The following is a 15,923-nucleotide window of genomic DNA, read 5'->3' as shown; positions in this document are numbered from 1 at the left end:
AGTGGTCGATATAAATACCTCAATGGTTATTGGTCAATCGGCCGTAGCAGCCTATAGGCCCATAAATTGCCTATTGACTCGCATATCCGCCAAAGTTTATACAGTCTACTCATAGCTCTTTGGTTATTCATTGCGAATGCAGAACGCCCGCGACACCCTCTTCAGGACACTGGCCGATCCGACCCGGCGGGCGATCTTCGAACGGCTGTGTCGCGAAGGCGAGCAGACCGTCGGCGCCCTCACCGCCCGAGCCGGCATCTCGCAACCCGCTGTCTCCAAGCACCTGGGCGTTCTGAAACAGGCCGGACTGGTGAGCGACCGTCATGAGGGACGCCAGACGCACTACAGCGCACAGGTCGGCGCCTTGAGTCCGCTGATCGACTGGACGCGGCAAATGGCCGGTTTCTGGCAGAGCCGCTTCGACCGCCTCGAAGATTTATTGCGAAGGATGGACCAATGAATTCCCGATCGTTGAACGAGGGGCAGACGCGCAGCGTCGTCGTCGAGCGCGAGATGCCGTTTCCGCTGGAGAAGGTCTGGCGCGCACTCACTCAACCGCACCTGATCGAGGAATGGCTCATGAAAAGCGATTTCAAGCCGGTCGTCGGGCATCGATTCAATCTTCGCGGCGACTGGGGCGGCGTGCTGGATTGCGAAGTGCTCGCCATCGAACAGCACAAGACGCTGTCCTATACATGGGACTTCGCGCACGACGATCCCGCCTTCGCCCTGAAGAGCGTGGTGGTCTTCACGCTCACGCAGACGAGCACAGGGACGCACCTGCGCATGGAGCAGTCAGGCTTCCGGCCCGAGCAGAAGCAGGCCTTCGGCGGTGCGAAGCATGGCTGGCAGCAGTTCCTTGGCAATCTGGAACAGCTCCTGGGCCGCACGGATTGAAGTCGCTACGAGTCATCACCAGGGGACATGACATGAACAAGTGGATTCGACAGATTCATCGCTGGCTGTCCATCGCCTTCACGCTGGCGGTCATCGCCAATCTCGTTGCACTGGCGCAGAAGGAGCAAGCAGTGTGGGTCGGGCTTCTCGCGCTGTTCCCGCTCATCCTGCTCATGCTCACGGGCCTGTACATGTTTGCGCTGCCCTACTTCGCCAGATCACAAGCGCGCCGACCGGAATGAACGCGATGGCAGCCAGGAAATCCGCCAAGGCGAAAGCCGCGAAGAAACCCGGCACGAAGCGGGTCGCTGCGAAGGCAGTCAAGCCGCGCAAGGCGCCGGCGAAGAAGCAGTCCTCCGAGGGCGGCAAAGTGGTTCTGCTCTCGGGCGGGAATCCGCAGATTGCGAAAGGCCATGGCGACCCTCCCGTACAGGCGTACATCGCCGCGATGCCCGGCTGGAAGAGCGCCATGGGTCGACGTCTCGACAAGCTCATCATGCGCATCGTTCCTGGCGTCCAGAAGGCGGTCAAATGGAACTCGCCCTTCTACGGACTCGAAGGCGAAGGCTGGTTCCTGAGCTTTCACGTCTTTGCGAAGTACATCAAAGTGACCTTCTTCCGTGGAGCCTCGCTGAGACCCGTTCCGCCCGGCCCCTCGAAGCACAAGGACGTGCGCTACCTCGACATCCGTGAGGACGACTTCGACGAAGTACAGTTTTCCTCGTGGGTCGAACAGGCCAGCCGGTTACCCGGCGAGCGTCTGTGACCCGGATCCCCGATACATCGAATGATCAAAGGATGAAGTCATGAAGAAGACGACGACCGCCGCGAAGAAGAAGAGCGCGGCAAAGCAAAGCGATGGCGGCTCGGGCGCCAAGCGTATCGACGCGAAGATCAAAGAGCTCGGCGGCTGGCGAGGCGACACGCTCGCCCGCATCCGTGCACTCATCAGGCAGGCCGACCCGGATGTCATCGAGGAAATCAAATGGGGTGACGTGCCCGTGTGGTCTCACGACGGAATCATCACCACCGGCGAAAGCTACAAGAGCGCCGTGAAGATGACCTTCGCCAAGGGTGCGTCGCTGAAAGATCCGTCAGGCCTGTTCAATTCGAGCCTCGAAGGCAACACCAGGCGCGCGATCGATTTTCGCGAAGGCGACAAGATCGACGAGAAGGCGTTGAAGGCGCTCATTCGTGAAGCGGTGGCGTTGAATACGGCGGTGCAGGCCGTGCGCTCCGCGCCCAAGGCTTCGAGGAAAAAGAAGAGCGCCTGAAGGCGGCGAGCGGCGAGCCATTAGCAACGAGCGCTGGTTCCACTCCTGCTGTGGGTCCGGCTTTAGCCGGACGTCATGCCGAAGGCATCTCCGGATCGCTTCGCGATGACGTCCGGCTAAAGCCGGACCCACAGCCAAACCCTCCGCAACCGATTGAGCACCGGCCCTCACGGCCCCAGATACACCTGCCCGCCTTTCATCACGAACTGCATCGTCTCCATCGCATGGATATCGGTCAGCGGATTGCCGCTCACTGCAATGATGTCGGCGTAGTGTCCTGCGGCGATTGCGCCGATCTGACCCTTCAAACCGACTGCGTCCGCGCCGACCACAGTTGCCGCTTGCAGCGCCTGCATGGACGTCATGCCGTACTTCACCATCACGGCGAACTGCTTCGCGTTGTCGCCGTGCGTGTAGACGCCGGAATCCGTGCCGAAGGTCATCTTCACGCCCGCCTTCACTGCTTTCTGGAAATTGTCGCGCTGGATCTGCGCGACTTCGCGGTCCTTGCGCAGGAACTCTTCCAGTTCACCGCGCTTCGGGCCTTCTGCCTGCGTGTACTCGGTGTTGTAGATGTCCATCGAGAGGAACGTGCCGTTCTTCTTCGCCAGCGCGATGCCTTCGTCGTCGATCAGGCTCGCATGCTCGACGGTATCGACCCCGGCGCGAATCGCGACTTTGATGCCATCCGCGCCATGCGCGTGCACAGCCACCTTGCGGCCATGCATGTGAGCTTCGTCGATCAGCGCGGCGACTTCTTCCGCCGTGTACTGCTGCTGGCCGACTTTCGTCCCTTTCGAGAACACGCCTCCTGTGCCGCAGTACTTGATCACATCGCTGCCGTATTTCACGTTGCGGCGAACAGCGGTACGGACGGCGTCGGCGCCGTTGGCAACACCTTCGGCCTCGTACTTGAACTCGGGCGCGAGCATGTTCGAATCGCAATGTCCGCCAGTTATACCGAGCGCCGGGCCCGATGCCAGCACTCTCGGACCAGGGACATCACCGTCGTTGATCGCGTCGCGCAAAGCCACATCGCTGTAGCCGTCAGATCCGACATCGCGCACTGTGGTCACACCAGCGAGCAGCGTGACCTTTGCGTTCGCGGCTCCCTTCAGCGCCATGCGCGGCACCGACAGGCCATAACCGTAGTAAGGCGGCAGCGTGGGGTCACCCATCAGATGCGTGTGCGTATCGATGATCCCCGGCAACACCGTGCTGGACGACAAGTCGATGACCTCTGCGCCAGCAGGTATCGATGCACTGGCCGCGGGACCGACTGATTCAATGCGCTCTCCCCTGATGACGACGACCTGGTTCTCCAGCACACGTCCGGCGGCAACATCGACGAGCCGTCCCGCACGAATGACCTGCACCCGATCGGCGGACTCCGCCGCCTGAACACCCGCGACAGAAGCAGTAGTCAGCAGACCGGCAAGGCAAACCGTATTGATCGTCAGAGAACGCATGGAGACCTCGAACACGAAGGTGAGAACGCGCAAATGGGTTACAGCGAGACCGGCAGCGGCGAAACGCCGAACCAGCGCACATGCAGCCAGTGGATCATCACGAAGTACAACGCCAACCCGAGAATGACGGCGATCGCGTCATTGAATCTGCCCGGCGGCGCCGTCTTGATCCTCTGCGGCGGCCGCCGCTTGAAAGAAATCCGGTCTGCAACGGCCCAGGCCAGGAAGCCGCCGAACAGCAGCACGTCCGCGAGCGTGCCGTTCGCGAACAAGTGAGCCAGCGCCCAGAACTTCACAGCGGCCAGCATCGGATGCTTCATGGCCGTCTTGATGCGCCCGGGCAGATAGGCCGCGACCAGGAAAATGAACACGGGCAGCATGAGCAGCGCCGTGACGTATCGAGTCCAGACCGGCGGCACATACAGCACGATCGGCTCCTGCCGCGCGAGCCCGTAGCCCCAGATCAGCAGCACGAATCCGACGATGGAGATGACCGAATAGATCCCCTTCCACGGCTTGTCGCCGAGTCTCGAGATCATCGACTCGCGCCAATCCCCGGCCACGATGGCCACGGAGTGCACGCCGAGAAACAGGACGAGGCCGAGTATCAGGATGCTCATGACAATAGCGCCGCTCGTGTCCGGGGTGAGCATACTGAAGGGCCCGGCCCGCGAGAATCAACCGCCGGCGACAAAACCCACCGACACTGGACTTATCGCGGCAGGCGAGCTATGCCGTCCGCGTCATTGACCGAAGGAGAGTGTCATCGCCGATCAATCGAACTGGCGATTGTCACTTGCCGTCCCTGCCATCGGCGTTCTGGGCGTGCTGGCCGGAGGCACGGTGCAGCACCTCTCTCCCGCGCCGAGGCACAAGCGGGGCGTGAGCCGATCGTGCAGTCCTGCAGTCTGGGCGCCAGATGAGTCAGAATCAGCGGCAACTCAGACCGGACCAGGCGACGGGAGCGCGCTGATGACTCCATCCGTTCCGACGTCACCACAGCTGCAGTTCGCGCTGTATCGCGTGCTCGGCAACAGCCTGCCGCCGCGACACGGCGCGGAAGAGATGCTGGCTCATCTGCGCTTCACGCTCGAGCACGAGCCCGAGCTGCGCGGATGCCGCAAGCATTGGGTGCTCAACCGCATCGCCGACGCCCAGGTGGAATCCACCTGTCTCGAGCTGATACAACAGGCCGGGCATGAATGCATCCGCCTGCCTTTCGAGATGCATCGCTATGCGCGCTGCTTCAATGACATGTCCGATCTGCCGCCAGGTGTCGATCGCGTCGATCCGAAGCACAGCGACATCGCGTTCGACGCTTCGAGCTTTGCGCTCGAATGGAAGTACCGGCACAAGAACCTGTACGCGATCGGGCTGAACGAGGCCCGCAATGTCGCGCTCGATGCGGGCCGCGCCATCGCCCGATGGACGCTGCCCTGGGACGGCGCCTGCTTCATCACCAGCGACGCCTGGGAACAGATTCGGCGTCTCGCCGAGAGCGATGCCACGGCATTCCATCTCATCGTGCCGCTCGCGCGCATCAAGGACAACGCTGAATTGCTGCGGCCGGGTTCGGTGTCGGTCACGCTCACCGAACCGCAGATCGGCTTTCGCAACGACAGCCAGGCGCGATTCGACGAGAGCCTTCGCTACGGCAATCTCAACAAGGCCGCGCTGCTCAGGAGTCTCGGAGTTCCGGGACCCTGGCATACCTGGCGCACTGCTTCGTGGGATGTACAGCCCACGGCGGTCAGCGCCGAACGCGGTCGTTTCGTGAAGGGTGCGTGGGTCGCGCGACTGACGTCAACCACGGAAGAACGCATCGAAGGCAACGAACGACTGCGCTGGCGCTCGCGCTTCGAAGGCGTTGAACTGCTGTGCCGCCAACTCGACACGCGTCTCGTGACCGAACGCAATCCGCCGGGCCGGCTGCTCTGCTATGACGAGGCAGCACTTGGGAACTGGCGCGAACATCTTCAGGTCTCAGGACTCATCGCACACGCGCGAGCAGCATTGAATCGTCCGCTGCCGAGCGTGCGGAACAAGACCGGCTGCGCCGCCAGCGGAGATCCGGCGGATTACCTCAGCGTTGCGCCATACTTCCACGTCGATGCAGATGGCACCATTCGACACGTCGATGGTCAACGAAATGACGCTGCAGCCGCGGGCACATCGACCGATCGCGCCGCACTCGATCATCTGGTGATCGACGCGTGCAGCACAGCTATCGCGGGGACGGTCAGCCGGGACATGACGCTGCTTGATCACACCGCGCGCATGCTGAAAACCTGGTTCATCGATCCCGACACTCGCATGAATCCACACATGCGATTCGCCCAGGTCATTCCTGGGCGAGAGCAGACCGGCAACGCATGGGGCATCGTGGACTTTCGCGGCTTCTGGCCCCTGCTCGATGCCATCACGCTGACGGCGCGGGCTGGCGCGCTGAGTGATGCCGAGCAAGTTGCGCTGAAAGCGTGGTTCGAACGATTCCTCGACGATGTCGACGCGCGACGGATCAGTGAAGAGCCGAACAACATTGCGATATGGCACGACTTGGTCGTGGCGGCACTCGCCGCGTTCGTGGGGCGACACGCACGGGCAGCGCAAGTGCTGTCCGATCTGCCGCTGCGATTGACGAGTCAGCTCAGTGCATTCGGTGTACCCGTCAACGAGCTCAAGCGTACGCGCCCGCTGCACTACAGCCTGTTTCTCACTCAAGGCCTGATCCATTGTGCATCGCTGGGGCGCCGCCTCGGCATCGATCTGTGGACCTTCACAGGTTCACAGCACCGCAGCATCGCCATGCTGTTGCGCTTCCTGGCCTTGAACAAGCGATTGCTGGCGGACTATGCCTCGAACCCGGATCGCTTCGATTCACGGATCCTCGCGGCGTGCGCGCAGATTCCACCCGATGCTGTGCATGCCGAGGCGCTCGCCGAGTTTCGCTCGTCGTCCGACAGGAGCTCTCGCCTCGACGAGGAAGACATGAGCGAAGGTGCGATGCCCTTCCTCGGTGCCTTCGGAGAACTTCGCGGAGTCAGGTCCCCGACGGCCGCCCCGCGGCCAGCGCCTCGTCCAGCATCTTGACCAGCTCATCGCGGCTATACGTGAAACGCTGGTCTTCGTTCATCTGCACGAGCTTCTCGAGCTGTTTGCGGATCACGATCCGCGCCTCGCCCTCGACCGGCACGACGAGATAGCGGCGCTTTGGTTTGGCATCGAACAGCGCCTGTTCGACCGCCGCTGCAACGTCATCCGGCTTCGGGAACCGGCTGCGATCCGCCATCCGCGACGCCGCACCCGTGCGCTCCGCTGCGTTCCTGCCGATCTGCGTGTCGTAGTTCCCCGGTTCGATCACGTTGACCTGCACGCCGAGCGGCGCCATCTGCCCTGCCAGCGAATCGGTGAAAGCTTCCATCGCATGCTTGCTCATCGCGTACGCCAGCAGATCGGGCATGGCCACGGTTCCGGAAAGAGAGCCGATGTTGGTGATGCGTCCCTTCTGCTCGATGATCAGCGGCGCCATTGCCCGGGTGACGCGATAGGTCCCCTGCACATTCACAGCCATGACGAGGTCGAACTCCTCGGGCTTCATGTTCTCGAGCGATCCGAGCGTCGCGATGCCCGCATTGTTCACGAGCCCGTAGAGTCCACGTCCCGCCTTCGAAATCGTGTCGACCGCGGCGTCGATCTGCTGCTGATCGGTCACATCGAGCCTGATGCCCTGGACGTTCTTGATGGCATTTAGCGCCTTCAGATCCTCGTCTTTACGCGCGCCTGCGTAGACGAAGTACCCTTTGGATGCCAGGCGTTCGGTGATCGTGCGGCCGATCCCGGAACTCGCTCCTGTCACCAGTACCGCTTTCGTCTCTGCCGGCGCTGCGCGAGCCGGCGAAACGCAAACCGCAACGCCCAGGATCACAGCGAACAGCGCACGCATGGCCAAACCTCTTTCAACCTGTACTCAATTGACCGAGCGCTGACGCCCTTCCCAGTGAGGCTTGCGAAGCTCCGTCTTCTGGATCTTTCCGGCACCCGTCATCGGCAGCGCATCGCGAAACTCGAAACTGCGAGGACACTTGTAGCCGGCGATCAGCGCGTGACAGTGTGCCGACAACTCTTCAGCGGATGCGCTGGCTCCCGGCTTGAACACAACCACGGCATGAACGGCCTCGCCCCATTGCTCGCTCGGGATTCCGATCACTGCGTTAGCAGCAACGCAAGCGTGACGGGCAAGCGCATTCTCGACTTCCGCCGAGTACACATTCTCCCCTCCGCTGACGATCATGTCCTTCATCCGATCGACGATGTACAGGTAACCGTCTTCATCCATGTAGCCGCCATCGCCTGTATGCATCCAGCCATCGCGCACCGCTTTGGCAGTTTCAACAGGCTTGTTCCAGTAACCGAGCATCACTGTCGGTCCACGCACCGCGACTTCGCCGACCGTGCCGCGAGGAACCTCCACGTCCTGCTCGTCGACCACTCGCACTTGCGTCGCTAACGATGCGCGACCTGCCGAGCGCAGCAGCTCCGCCTTGCCGATATGGTCTTCCGGACGCAGGTAGGTGGCACACGGGGCGAGCTCCGTCATGCCGTAAGCCTGGTAGAAGCCAGCATTGGGGAAGGTCTTCAGTGCTCTGCGCAACACCGCATCGTTGATCACCGACCCGCCGTAGATGAGCATGCTGACGCTGCTCAGGTCGTATTTCCCTGCGTCGGGATGGTCGACAGTGAGCTGGACCATCGTCGGCACCAGCAGCATGTGAGTGATGCGATGCTGCTGGATCGCCTGCATCGCCGCGATCGGCGTGAACATCGGCGCGATCACGCACGTACCCCCGATCATCACGTGCCCATGCATGAGCGCACCGACGGCAACATGAAACATCGGAGCGATAAGCAGCGCCATCCCATCGGCGTGCGTGATGTTGGCAGCGACCAGCGCGAGCGAGTTCGAGACCAGGTTCGCGTGACTCAGCATGACGCCCTTGGGAAAACCGGTGGTGCCGCCGGTGTACATGACTGCGGCCAGGTCTGTTCCGCCGCGATCGGCGTCAACTGCCGGCGTGGCTTTCCCCAGCAGCTCTTCGTAGTTCAGCATGCCTTCGGGCGTGGCTCCGTCGCCGGTGTAAATCAGCGTCCGCAGTGCTTTGCTGCGACCGCGTAACTCCGCGGCAACGCCTTTGAACTGCTCATCGACCAGCAGGATGCGCGTATCGCAGTCGTCGAGCGAATAGGCAATCTCAGCCGGACTCCAGCGGATGTTGATCGGATTGACCGCGCCACCGCCCCACCACGTGCCGTAGAAAAATTCGAGGTACCGATCGGAATTGAGAGCAAGCATTCCGATGCGGTCGCCCGCGGCCATGCCCAGTTCCCGCAGCGCTCCGGCCAGCCGCGCCACGCGATCGACGTACTGACGATACGTATGTCGCCGATCACCGCAGATCGTTGCGATGCGATCAGGACGACACTGCAGCGCGCGATGCAGGCCCTGGGTGAGATACATGGTTACTGGACCTCGGGATCTCAGCCGAACGGATCGTCGATCGATGGCGGCGGCACCGAGAACCACTTGGGTCCACCCGCTGTCATGTAGACGCAGTCCTCGAGTCGAACACCGAAGCTGCCGGGAATGTAGATTCCCGGCTCGTCGGAGAAGCACATGCCGGGAGCGAGTCGCGTCGTCTCGCCGTGCACGAGATTGACCGGCTCATGCCCGTCGAGACCGATGCCGTGACCGGTTCGGTGCGAGGTTCCCGGCAACTTGTAGCCAGGGCCGTAGCCCGCCTTCTCGTAGGCTGAACGAACGGCGTCATCCACCTCGCCCGCGGGCGTTCCGACTTTCGCCGTATCGAATGCGATCTGCTGGCCGCGCCGGACGAGGTCGAAAACGGCGCGCTGCTGCTTCGTCGCTTCGCCGAACACCAGCGTTCGCGAGATGTCCGATTGATATCCCTCGACCGAGCAGCCGCAATCCATGAGCACGATTTCACCGGGTTTCACTTCCTGCGGCTTGCCGGAACCATGCGGATAGGCACTCGCCTCGCCGAGCAGGATCAACGTGAACCCGGGTGTGCCGCCATGTTTCGCCATCGCGGCAGACATGATGTTGCCGATGTCGGCCGGCGTCATTCCACGTGCGATCTGCGTTGCCGTGTCACGATACGCAGCGATGGTGATATCGCTCGCGGCCTGCATGAGCGCAATCTCGGCTGAAGACTTGATCACGCGACATGCGCGAACCACACCTGCGTCGCTGCGTGTCTCGACACCGAGCGCTCGCAGGCCGTCGACCGCGAAGAAACGCACAGTCTCTTCGACGCCGACCGGGCCTGCGCCCCAACCGCGCTTCTTCAGCCAGTCCGCAATCAATGCTGTCGGGCTCTCGTGCTCGTTCCAGACGTGAACGCTTGCGGGAATCTTCAGGCTTTCGCGCACAGAAGGCTCCTCGAACTGCGGCGTTACGATGATCGGTTCGCCCTCGGCAGGAATCAGAGCCGCGGTCAGGCGCTCGCTGCGCCACCACTGAACGCCAGTGAAATAGACGAGCGAGCTTCCCGCCTCGACCAGCAAGGCCTTCAGCCCAGCGGCGCGCATCAACTGCTGCGCTTTGGCGATGCGTTGCAGGTATTCAGCAGTCTGAATTGAAGGCGGCAGCGCGATGCCCGCGACCGCCTTGCCGACAGGAGGAGGCGGTGTCGTCTGCGCAAGGAGGACCGACGGTCTGAACGCGAGTGCGGCAGTCGCCGCCGTCATCCCCAGGAAAGCTCGCCGGCCTGAACGCATTGCAGCTCCCTCGATCTGATCTGACAGGGGCTGCAGGATCGTACGACTACCGGGCCTTGATCAACCCCTGCTTCTCGAGCTCCGCTGCCGCGGCCACCGAAAGCTCTTCGATCAACTGGGCGAGCGTATCCGGGTCCTCGCTCGTGCTCAGCCCGCCCCAGACCAGCTTGTTCTGTTCGAGTGAATACACGAGGGTTTCGACGTAGACGACCATTTTCTCGTTCACGGTCGCCTCTCTCGGCGACGAATACGACAGGGACACACCATAGCCGTAGTAGCCGCCCCAGAAGCTCGCGTACGTTTCCGCTTCGTACGGCTCCGTGACCGTAACGGTCCGGTCGACGTGCACCGGCCTCATCACGACGGCGCCCTTCACTCCGGCTGCTTCGAGCGCCGCTTTTGCCTGGGCTTCATTGCCGGGCGTTGCATCGGGGACCAGTGAGTACAGTGTTCGACCTTCCGCGCCGCGCATGGAAATCTGCATCGCCAGCCTGTCTTCCGCCAGCTTGCGCGCGGCGGGGTCTTTCATCAGTACCGCCGCCACCACCTTCTCGCCCTTGAATCCCAGCGGTGTTGCGTCCGGGGTTTTCCAGGTCGTGGTGAACGTCGATGATGCGCAGCCCGTCAGCAACAGGGCGCAGAGGAACGGCAACAGTCGGGTACCCGCGATCATGGCTTTCTTCCTTATGGTTATCCGATGAGACTGCCATCGCCGCGATAGCGCGGCTACTAGGTAGTCACCACCGGGTGGCCAGGGCAGGCTAGATCGTTGCGCTGGACGGTGCAACTGAACGACGCGGGGACTCCAGGTGAGCAATGTCGCTGGGGCGTGCCGTCAGACCCGCCGCCTGGAACCGTCGCGTCAGCTCCCGCACGCCTTCGTAGTGATATCGCGCGATGAAATCACGGAACAGCGACTGCTGTTCGTCGGGCAGGAAACGGGGTTTGTCGAGTTGCTCCAGCCAGTAACCGAGGCTGGCAACATCCCGCACCGAGATCAGGTTGACCGAGACGTAGTGATTGATGCTTTCCAGGTAACCGAAGTACCGGTCGAAGATGTCGCGGTACATCATGTGCTGCCAGTCCCAGTCGGCCCGATCCGAATCCTCTTCCGGCAGCATCGCCTCCTTCATGGTCTGCCAGTCATGCATGAAGGTCTTCTCGTTCGTCACATCGCGATACTTCTCCGGCACTGACGATACGCGGCCAGCCCAATCGAGCAGCTTGCAGCACAGCTCGAGATCGGGGTCGCTGGTCAGCAACTCCAACTGGCTCGCTGCGAACTCGGCGCGTTTCCATTTCTGCGCGATGTAGTACTGATAGACGCCGGCAGCCAGCGTACCGACCGCCAGAGTCGTTCCGAGGATCTCCAGCATTTCCTTGAGTGGCATATCCGCCGTCGCTTCAGTGGGAAAAATGATCGACGGTGCTGGCGTGCGATTCCGGTGTCACGACGGCGGCGCCGTAGAGCGTTCGTCGCGACAGATAGCCCTGGATCGTTGCGTGCTGCCCGAGCAGGGGTTCGAACACCGGGCGACTGCGCCGCCAGATGTGCTCCCAGGACATCTGCACATACATCGCATCTCTGACGAGCGCGATCAGCTGGCCGTCGTCCGTCAGCAGATACAACCCGTCGTAGGGAGAAGGCGCGATACTGTTCAGGTCACCGGGTTGCTGAGCGACTACGACACCGGTCAAGGTTGCTTCGGCCATGAGGGGACCCTCGTCGATGAGGGGTTGGTTATACGACCGAGTGCGATCACACAACCACTAGACCAACGTTCATACCGGACGGTGCTCATGCCCGCATGTAAACGCCGCCGACATCGCGGACGTGTGACGACGTCCGCGGAAAATCCACCGGTCGCGCAGGACCATCGCACTGCAACGCCGAACAAGGACAAGACGCCATGCCCGACTATCGCAAGCAGTTTTTCGACGATCCCAGGGCGTTCTTCGAGCGCTATTCGATCAACCTGCCCGGCAACCCCGAAGAAGCCGGCAAGATCGGCCAGCTGGAGTTGATGCAGAGCACATTCAACAAGATCGAGGGCGCGCAGAACCATCTCGCCGGCTCCTCGGCTTCGAAGTCGTTCCACAAGTTCAAGGCAGGGAAGGCTTCCGTGCATGTGAGCGCCCTCGCCCACAATGCGGCGTGGCAGGTCGATGAGATTCAGAAAAAGGCAACACTGGTCGTGCGGACCGCGGCGAAATCCGTCACGCGCACCGAAGCCGAGAGCGCGAGTCTCCAGTGGTTCCTGTGCCTCATGCTCCCGTGGATCCAGAACGGCGTAACGACAATGCAACTACGCAAGGACTCGCGGGCCGATGCCTTCTTCACGGGCCAGATGAACGGCTGCTCGTTCGTCGTTACCGGCGATCCGCGCGAGCCGTATGTCAGTCACATCAACTGCGACGACTCGAGCGAATACGAAGACAAGTATCACCAGGTGCTCAAGGACTCCGGCGTGAAGACGAAGAACGCGCTGCGACTCGGACGCGAGGACTACAAGCTGGACGCCGGCGGCATCGCGCGCGAAGAAGCAACAGTGCAACAGGGTCTATCTGATCAGAATCGCAAGCTCCAGGGCGGCATCCTGACCGACACTCTCTGCTTCGTGATGGGCCGGCGCGTCGAGGGCAAGTGGGAGTTTTTCTACCAGCGCGTCATCTCGCAGAGTTACCAGTACAAGAATCGCCTCGGCCGCGCGGGCGGACTGATCAAGTTCCTCGGCCGCGACAATCGCCAGCTCAACAATGTCACGGTGTATCGGGCGATCACGCCGTATACGAAGTTGTGGCCGGAGGGGTTGGGGAGACTGACATCGTGAGGAAGCCCGCTAGCCAGCTAGCCGGTAGCCAGAGCAGAGAAGAGAAGAGAAGAGAAGAGAAGAGAAGAGTCAGCGTAGGACTCTGTCACTCCCGCGAAAGCGGGAGTCCATCTGAACCAAAGGCATGGACTCCCGCTTTCGCGGGAGTGACGAGGCTCTTGCTCTGGCTAGGTAGCTAGCTAGCTAACAAGCTAGCCAACTAGCCCGCCGTCCATTGGTCTACCAATAAACCCTCACTCCCAACGCTCCATTGATCCCTTCTCCCAGCGTATTCCTGTCCCAGTACTTCTCATCGAGCAGGTTGTTGATGCTGCCGGTGATCACGGCGCGACGCCCGCCCCACTGCGCCTGATACTCGAAGCCGGTGCTGACGATCGTGCGATCGGGGATCAGGACGTTGTTCGCCTCCTCGTAGTAGAAGTCGCCGAGGTAGCGCACGGTGCCGAACACGCTCAACCCTGAAATCCGTGGAAATCGATAGTCCGCGTTGGCGACGAACTGGCGCTTCGGGGCGCCGGCAGGACGATTGCCTTCCAGCGCTGCGTTCTCCTCCGAGACCCTGTCGATGCGCGGATCGATGAAGGTCGCACCGAGTCCCATCGTCAGATCGTGCGTGACGTTCACGTTGCCGATGGCTTCGATGCCGTCGTACAGAGTCATCCCATCCTGGGTCAGGTACCGATCACCGTCGCGGTATACGTCGATCTGCGCGGCTCGTTCGACATGAAATGCGGCAGCGGTGAAGCGCAGGCGATCGTGCTCGTATTTGGCACCGAGTTCGTACTGCTTGCTGATCGTCGCGGGCAGAAGCTCGCCCGCGTTCATGTACGGCGGCTCACCGTCAGTCCCCACGCGCGAGCCGGATTCCAGCGCCTCGACATAGCTGCCGTAGATGGCAACGTAATCGGCCGGCTTGAATATCAACGCGACCGTCGGCGAGAACTCGCTGGTGTCGTACCCGGAATCGAACGTCGGGTCGTGGTCATGATCGACCTGCTCGTACTCGGTGTATCGACCGCCGAGCATTGCCTGCCAGTGATCGCCGATATGGAGCGTGTCGCTGGCGAACAGCGCAGTCTGTCGCTCGTCGTCGCTGAGCGGCGCAAGACTGAAATCGATATCGCGCGTGACCACGAAATCCTGGGGTTGGTAGATGTTGCCGTTGAAGTCGTTCGACCAGTGCCAGTCGTTGCCCCAGCGGGTGGTGTTGCGCTGATAGTCGATGCCGAACACCAGTTCGTGCCGGATCGCGCCTGTCGTCGCCTCGCCTTGAACGAGCACGCGGCTGAAGTAGTTCTTGAGCAAGCCCGCGAAATTGTAGGCGTAGCCCTCGTAGTCGCCCGCCTCGTTCAACACGTATGCGAACATCTTGTTCGAGTGATGTTCCTTCTCGTTGTAGCCCAAGGTCAGGTTTGCCTTCCACTCGTCGTTGATGCGCCACCTCAGACCCGTCGAGCCCATCAGCGTGTCGTACTCGTAGAACGAGTTGTCGATCCTGACGTTCTCGTAGTCATAGGTCGGACGCGGAAGCCGCGCGTCCTCGTACATGTCCCAGTAGAAGTACAGCGGCTCGTGCTCGAGCTTGCTCGTCTCGTACAGCCCGTTCGCGAACCACTCCAGATCGGAGGTGATGCGATAGTCGACCGCCAGTGACACGAGCGTGCGATTGAGATCGGCCCCGCTGTACGCTTCGCCGTACTCTCCAGCGACGTTGACGCGATACCCGAATGCCTGCGAATCGCCGACGCGTCCGCCCGCATCGAGCTGACCAGAGAAGACGCTGTCGTTGCGGTACTCCAGCGCCATCATTGCCAGCGGTTCCTCCGTCGGCTTCTTGGTGGTGTAGCTGATCGCACCGCCGGGCGTACCGAAGCCGTACATGAATCCCGTCAGGCCCTTGAGCGCTTCGACACTCTCGATGGGTTCCAGAGGGAATTCGCCTCCGTAGGACAGAAGGAACGGAACGCCGTCGATGTAGTAGTTCATCACGTCGAGACCGCGGATCTGCGCACCCCACCAGGCGGTCGTCGCCGAAGGCGAAGCAGAAAGAATCGAAGGATCGTTGATGAAGATCTGCGCGACCGAGTTCGCCTGGCGCCGGTTGATTTCTTCGTCGCTGATGACGGTGATCGAGAACGGCGTGTCCAGCAGCTTCTTCGATCCGAGCGCGCCGCTGGTCGCGACCTCTTCGAGCGAAGTGCCGATGCGTGTCGCGTTCACGATCACAGTATCGACCTCGGTCGGTGCAGCGGAGGTATCGGCCGCTGATGCAGCCACCGCTGACAGTCCGGTCAATGCAATACATACCGCGCGCGCAAGGCGCTGGTCGGAAACACGAGCCATCGGAGCCTCTCCCTTATCGTTGTCGGCGGCAGAGGCGCTGGAGAAATGGAATGAAACAGGGCCAGCGCGCTGCGATTGATGGCTGGCTTGCGTGTCCCGGCGGGACAGGCGGCTGGCTGGGTTGCCGCATCGGCCTTCATGCAAGGCGCGCGGCGGTCGAGATGATAACGATTCTCATCTTTCCGGCCAAGATGGCCCAGGCGTAAGTCCGTCATACGCACGAAACGGGGTATCCATCTCCCGCCTGCCTGAAATGCCATCACCGTGCGGGCGCTGTTAGGCTGCGCGTCCTGCCCCCTATAACGAGAACAAAC

Annotated in this window: 17 protein-coding genes; 8 read left to right on the top strand and 9 right to left on the bottom strand. The window is 61.7% G+C overall.

Features of this window, described 5'->3' with window-relative positions:
- Positions 1 to 136: 136 nt before the first annotated feature.
- From HNQ60_RS26115 to HNQ60_RS26095, 5 genes are read left to right on the top strand one after another with little or no spacing between them, the layout of a single operon-like run.
- Positions 137 to 460: an ArsR/SmtB family transcription factor gene (locus HNQ60_RS26115; RefSeq protein ID WP_184335743.1), complete on the top strand. Its 324-nt coding sequence runs from the start codon at positions 137 to 139 to the stop codon at positions 458 to 460.
- On the top strand, positions 457 to 897 hold the full coding sequence (locus HNQ60_RS26110; protein ID WP_221304470.1) for an SRPBCC family protein: 441 nt from the start codon (positions 457 to 459) through the stop codon (positions 895 to 897). Before HNQ60_RS26115 ends, HNQ60_RS26110 begins: the two co-directional genes overlap by 4 nt.
- Positions 898 to 929: 32 nt before the next feature.
- Positions 930 to 1,139, top strand: a complete 210-nt coding sequence (locus tag HNQ60_RS26105; RefSeq protein WP_184335742.1) for a hypothetical protein — start codon at positions 930 to 932, stop codon at positions 1,137 to 1,139.
- A 5-nt stretch (positions 1,140 to 1,144) separates the two neighbouring features.
- Positions 1,145 to 1,663, top strand: a complete 519-nt coding sequence (locus HNQ60_RS26100; protein WP_184335741.1) for a DUF1801 domain-containing protein — start codon at positions 1,145 to 1,147, stop codon at positions 1,661 to 1,663.
- A gap of 40 nt (positions 1,664 to 1,703) precedes the next feature.
- The gene (locus tag HNQ60_RS26095) at positions 1,704 to 2,171 is read left to right on the top strand and encodes a DUF1801 domain-containing protein (RefSeq protein ID WP_184335740.1); all 468 of its coding nucleotides are present in this window, start codon (positions 1,704 to 1,706) and stop codon (positions 2,169 to 2,171) included.
- 167 nt (positions 2,172 to 2,338) lie between these two features.
- Here HNQ60_RS26095 and HNQ60_RS26090 read toward each other — a convergent pair whose 3' ends face one another.
- On the bottom strand, positions 2,339 to 3,640 hold the full coding sequence (locus HNQ60_RS26090) for a Xaa-Pro dipeptidase (RefSeq protein WP_184335739.1): 1,302 nt from the start codon (positions 3,638 to 3,640) through the stop codon (positions 2,339 to 2,341).
- 38 nt (positions 3,641 to 3,678) lie between these two features.
- A complete protein-coding gene (locus HNQ60_RS26085) occupies positions 3,679 to 4,260 on the bottom strand; it encodes an NnrU family protein (protein ID WP_184335738.1) in 582 nt (193 codons plus the stop codon).
- 352 nt (positions 4,261 to 4,612) lie between these two features.
- On the opposite strand from HNQ60_RS26085, the gene HNQ60_RS26080 reads away from it, so the two are divergent.
- Positions 4,613 to 6,730 carry an alginate lyase family protein gene (locus HNQ60_RS26080; RefSeq protein ID WP_184335737.1) on the top strand — a complete coding sequence of 706 codons (2,118 nt, stop codon included), beginning with the start codon at positions 4,613 to 4,615 and terminating at the stop codon, positions 6,728 to 6,730.
- Here HNQ60_RS26080 and HNQ60_RS26075 read toward each other — a convergent pair.
- The 6 genes from HNQ60_RS26075 to HNQ60_RS26050 all read right to left on the bottom strand — a co-directional run bounded on the left by HNQ60_RS26075 (position 6,681) and on the right by HNQ60_RS26050 (position 12,148).
- Positions 6,681 to 7,583 (bottom strand): SDR family NAD(P)-dependent oxidoreductase, encoded by a 903-nt coding sequence (locus HNQ60_RS26075; RefSeq protein WP_184335736.1) that lies wholly within the window; start codon positions 7,581 to 7,583, stop codon positions 6,681 to 6,683. The genes HNQ60_RS26080 and HNQ60_RS26075 overlap by 50 nt on opposite strands.
- A gap of 24 nt (positions 7,584 to 7,607) precedes the next feature.
- The gene (locus tag HNQ60_RS26070) at positions 7,608 to 9,155 is read right to left on the bottom strand and encodes a long-chain-fatty-acid--CoA ligase (protein ID WP_184335735.1); all 1,548 of its coding nucleotides are present in this window, start codon (positions 9,153 to 9,155) and stop codon (positions 7,608 to 7,610) included.
- A gap of 20 nt (positions 9,156 to 9,175) precedes the next feature.
- Positions 9,176 to 10,435: a M24 family metallopeptidase gene (locus tag HNQ60_RS26065; protein ID WP_184335734.1), complete on the bottom strand. Its 1,260-nt coding sequence runs from the start codon at positions 10,433 to 10,435 to the stop codon at positions 9,176 to 9,178.
- Between the two features lie 46 nt (positions 10,436 to 10,481).
- Positions 10,482 to 11,108 carry a hypothetical protein gene (locus HNQ60_RS26060; RefSeq protein ID WP_184335733.1) on the bottom strand — a complete coding sequence of 209 codons (627 nt, stop codon included), beginning with the start codon at positions 11,106 to 11,108 and terminating at the stop codon, positions 10,482 to 10,484.
- A gap of 88 nt (positions 11,109 to 11,196) precedes the next feature.
- On the bottom strand, positions 11,197 to 11,826 hold the full coding sequence (locus HNQ60_RS26055; RefSeq protein WP_184335732.1) for a hypothetical protein: 630 nt from the start codon (positions 11,824 to 11,826) through the stop codon (positions 11,197 to 11,199).
- A 13-nt stretch (positions 11,827 to 11,839) separates the two neighbouring features.
- Positions 11,840 to 12,148 carry a hypothetical protein gene (locus HNQ60_RS26050; protein ID WP_184335731.1) on the bottom strand — a complete coding sequence of 103 codons (309 nt, stop codon included), beginning with the start codon at positions 12,146 to 12,148 and terminating at the stop codon, positions 11,840 to 11,842.
- Positions 12,149 to 12,345: 197 nt separating this feature from the next.
- On the opposite strand from HNQ60_RS26050, the gene HNQ60_RS26045 reads away from it, so the two are divergent.
- The gene (locus HNQ60_RS26045; protein WP_184335730.1) at positions 12,346 to 13,266 is read left to right on the top strand and encodes a hypothetical protein; all 921 of its coding nucleotides are present in this window, start codon (positions 12,346 to 12,348) and stop codon (positions 13,264 to 13,266) included.
- A 219-nt stretch (positions 13,267 to 13,485) separates the two neighbouring features.
- Here HNQ60_RS26045 and HNQ60_RS26040 read toward each other — a convergent pair whose 3' ends face one another.
- A complete protein-coding gene (locus HNQ60_RS26040; RefSeq protein ID WP_184335729.1) occupies positions 13,486 to 15,609 on the bottom strand; it encodes a TonB-dependent siderophore receptor in 2,124 nt (707 codons plus the stop codon).
- 50 nt (positions 15,610 to 15,659) lie between these two features.
- On the opposite strand from HNQ60_RS26040, the gene HNQ60_RS27310 reads away from it, so the two are divergent.
- On the top strand, positions 15,660 to 15,815 hold the full coding sequence (locus HNQ60_RS27310; protein WP_221304469.1) for a hypothetical protein: 156 nt from the start codon (positions 15,660 to 15,662) through the stop codon (positions 15,813 to 15,815).
- The last annotated feature ends 108 nt before the right edge of the window (positions 15,816 to 15,923 follow it).

It is taken from the genome of Povalibacter uvarum, from assembly GCF_014202975.1.
GTDB lineage: Bacteria > Pseudomonadota > Gammaproteobacteria > Steroidobacterales > Steroidobacteraceae > Steroidobacter > Steroidobacter uvarum.
Note: the sequence above shows the minus strand (reverse complement) of the source record. Positions and strands in the feature narration are given on the sequence as shown.

Coding starts and splice junctions, on each gene's coding strand:
- HNQ60_RS26115 (WP_184335743.1), top strand. CDS start 137: ATGCAGAACGCCCGCGACACCCTCTTCAGGACACTGGCCGATCCGACC.
- HNQ60_RS26110 (WP_221304470.1), top strand. CDS start 457: ATGAATTCCCGATCGTTGAACGAGGGGCAGACGCGCAGCGTCGTCGTC.
- HNQ60_RS26105 (WP_184335742.1), top strand. CDS start 930: ATGAACAAGTGGATTCGACAGATTCATCGCTGGCTGTCCATCGCCTTC.
- HNQ60_RS26100 (WP_184335741.1), top strand. CDS start 1,145: ATGGCAGCCAGGAAATCCGCCAAGGCGAAAGCCGCGAAGAAACCCGGC.
- HNQ60_RS26095 (WP_184335740.1), top strand. CDS start 1,704: ATGAAGAAGACGACGACCGCCGCGAAGAAGAAGAGCGCGGCAAAGCAA.
- HNQ60_RS26090 (WP_184335739.1), bottom strand. CDS start 3,640: ATGCGTTCTCTGACGATCAATACGGTTTGCCTTGCCGGTCTGCTGACT.
- HNQ60_RS26085 (WP_184335738.1), bottom strand. CDS start 4,260: ATGAGCATCCTGATACTCGGCCTCGTCCTGTTTCTCGGCGTGCACTCC.
- HNQ60_RS26080 (WP_184335737.1), top strand. CDS start 4,613: ATGACTCCATCCGTTCCGACGTCACCACAGCTGCAGTTCGCGCTGTAT.
- HNQ60_RS26075 (WP_184335736.1), bottom strand. CDS start 7,583: ATGCGTGCGCTGTTCGCTGTGATCCTGGGCGTTGCGGTTTGCGTTTCG.
- HNQ60_RS26070 (WP_184335735.1), bottom strand. CDS start 9,155: ATGTATCTCACCCAGGGCCTGCATCGCGCGCTGCAGTGTCGTCCTGAT.
- HNQ60_RS26065 (WP_184335734.1), bottom strand. CDS start 10,435: ATGCGTTCAGGCCGGCGAGCTTTCCTGGGGATGACGGCGGCGACTGCC.
- HNQ60_RS26060 (WP_184335733.1), bottom strand. CDS start 11,108: ATGATCGCGGGTACCCGACTGTTGCCGTTCCTCTGCGCCCTGTTGCTG.
- HNQ60_RS26055 (WP_184335732.1), bottom strand. CDS start 11,826: ATGCCACTCAAGGAAATGCTGGAGATCCTCGGAACGACTCTGGCGGTC.
- HNQ60_RS26050 (WP_184335731.1), bottom strand. CDS start 12,148: ATGGCCGAAGCAACCTTGACCGGTGTCGTAGTCGCTCAGCAACCCGGT.
- HNQ60_RS26045 (WP_184335730.1), top strand. CDS start 12,346: ATGCCCGACTATCGCAAGCAGTTTTTCGACGATCCCAGGGCGTTCTTC.
- HNQ60_RS26040 (WP_184335729.1), bottom strand. CDS start 15,609: ATGGCTCGTGTTTCCGACCAGCGCCTTGCGCGCGCGGTATGTATTGCA.
- HNQ60_RS27310 (WP_221304469.1), top strand. CDS start 15,660: ATGAAACAGGGCCAGCGCGCTGCGATTGATGGCTGGCTTGCGTGTCCC.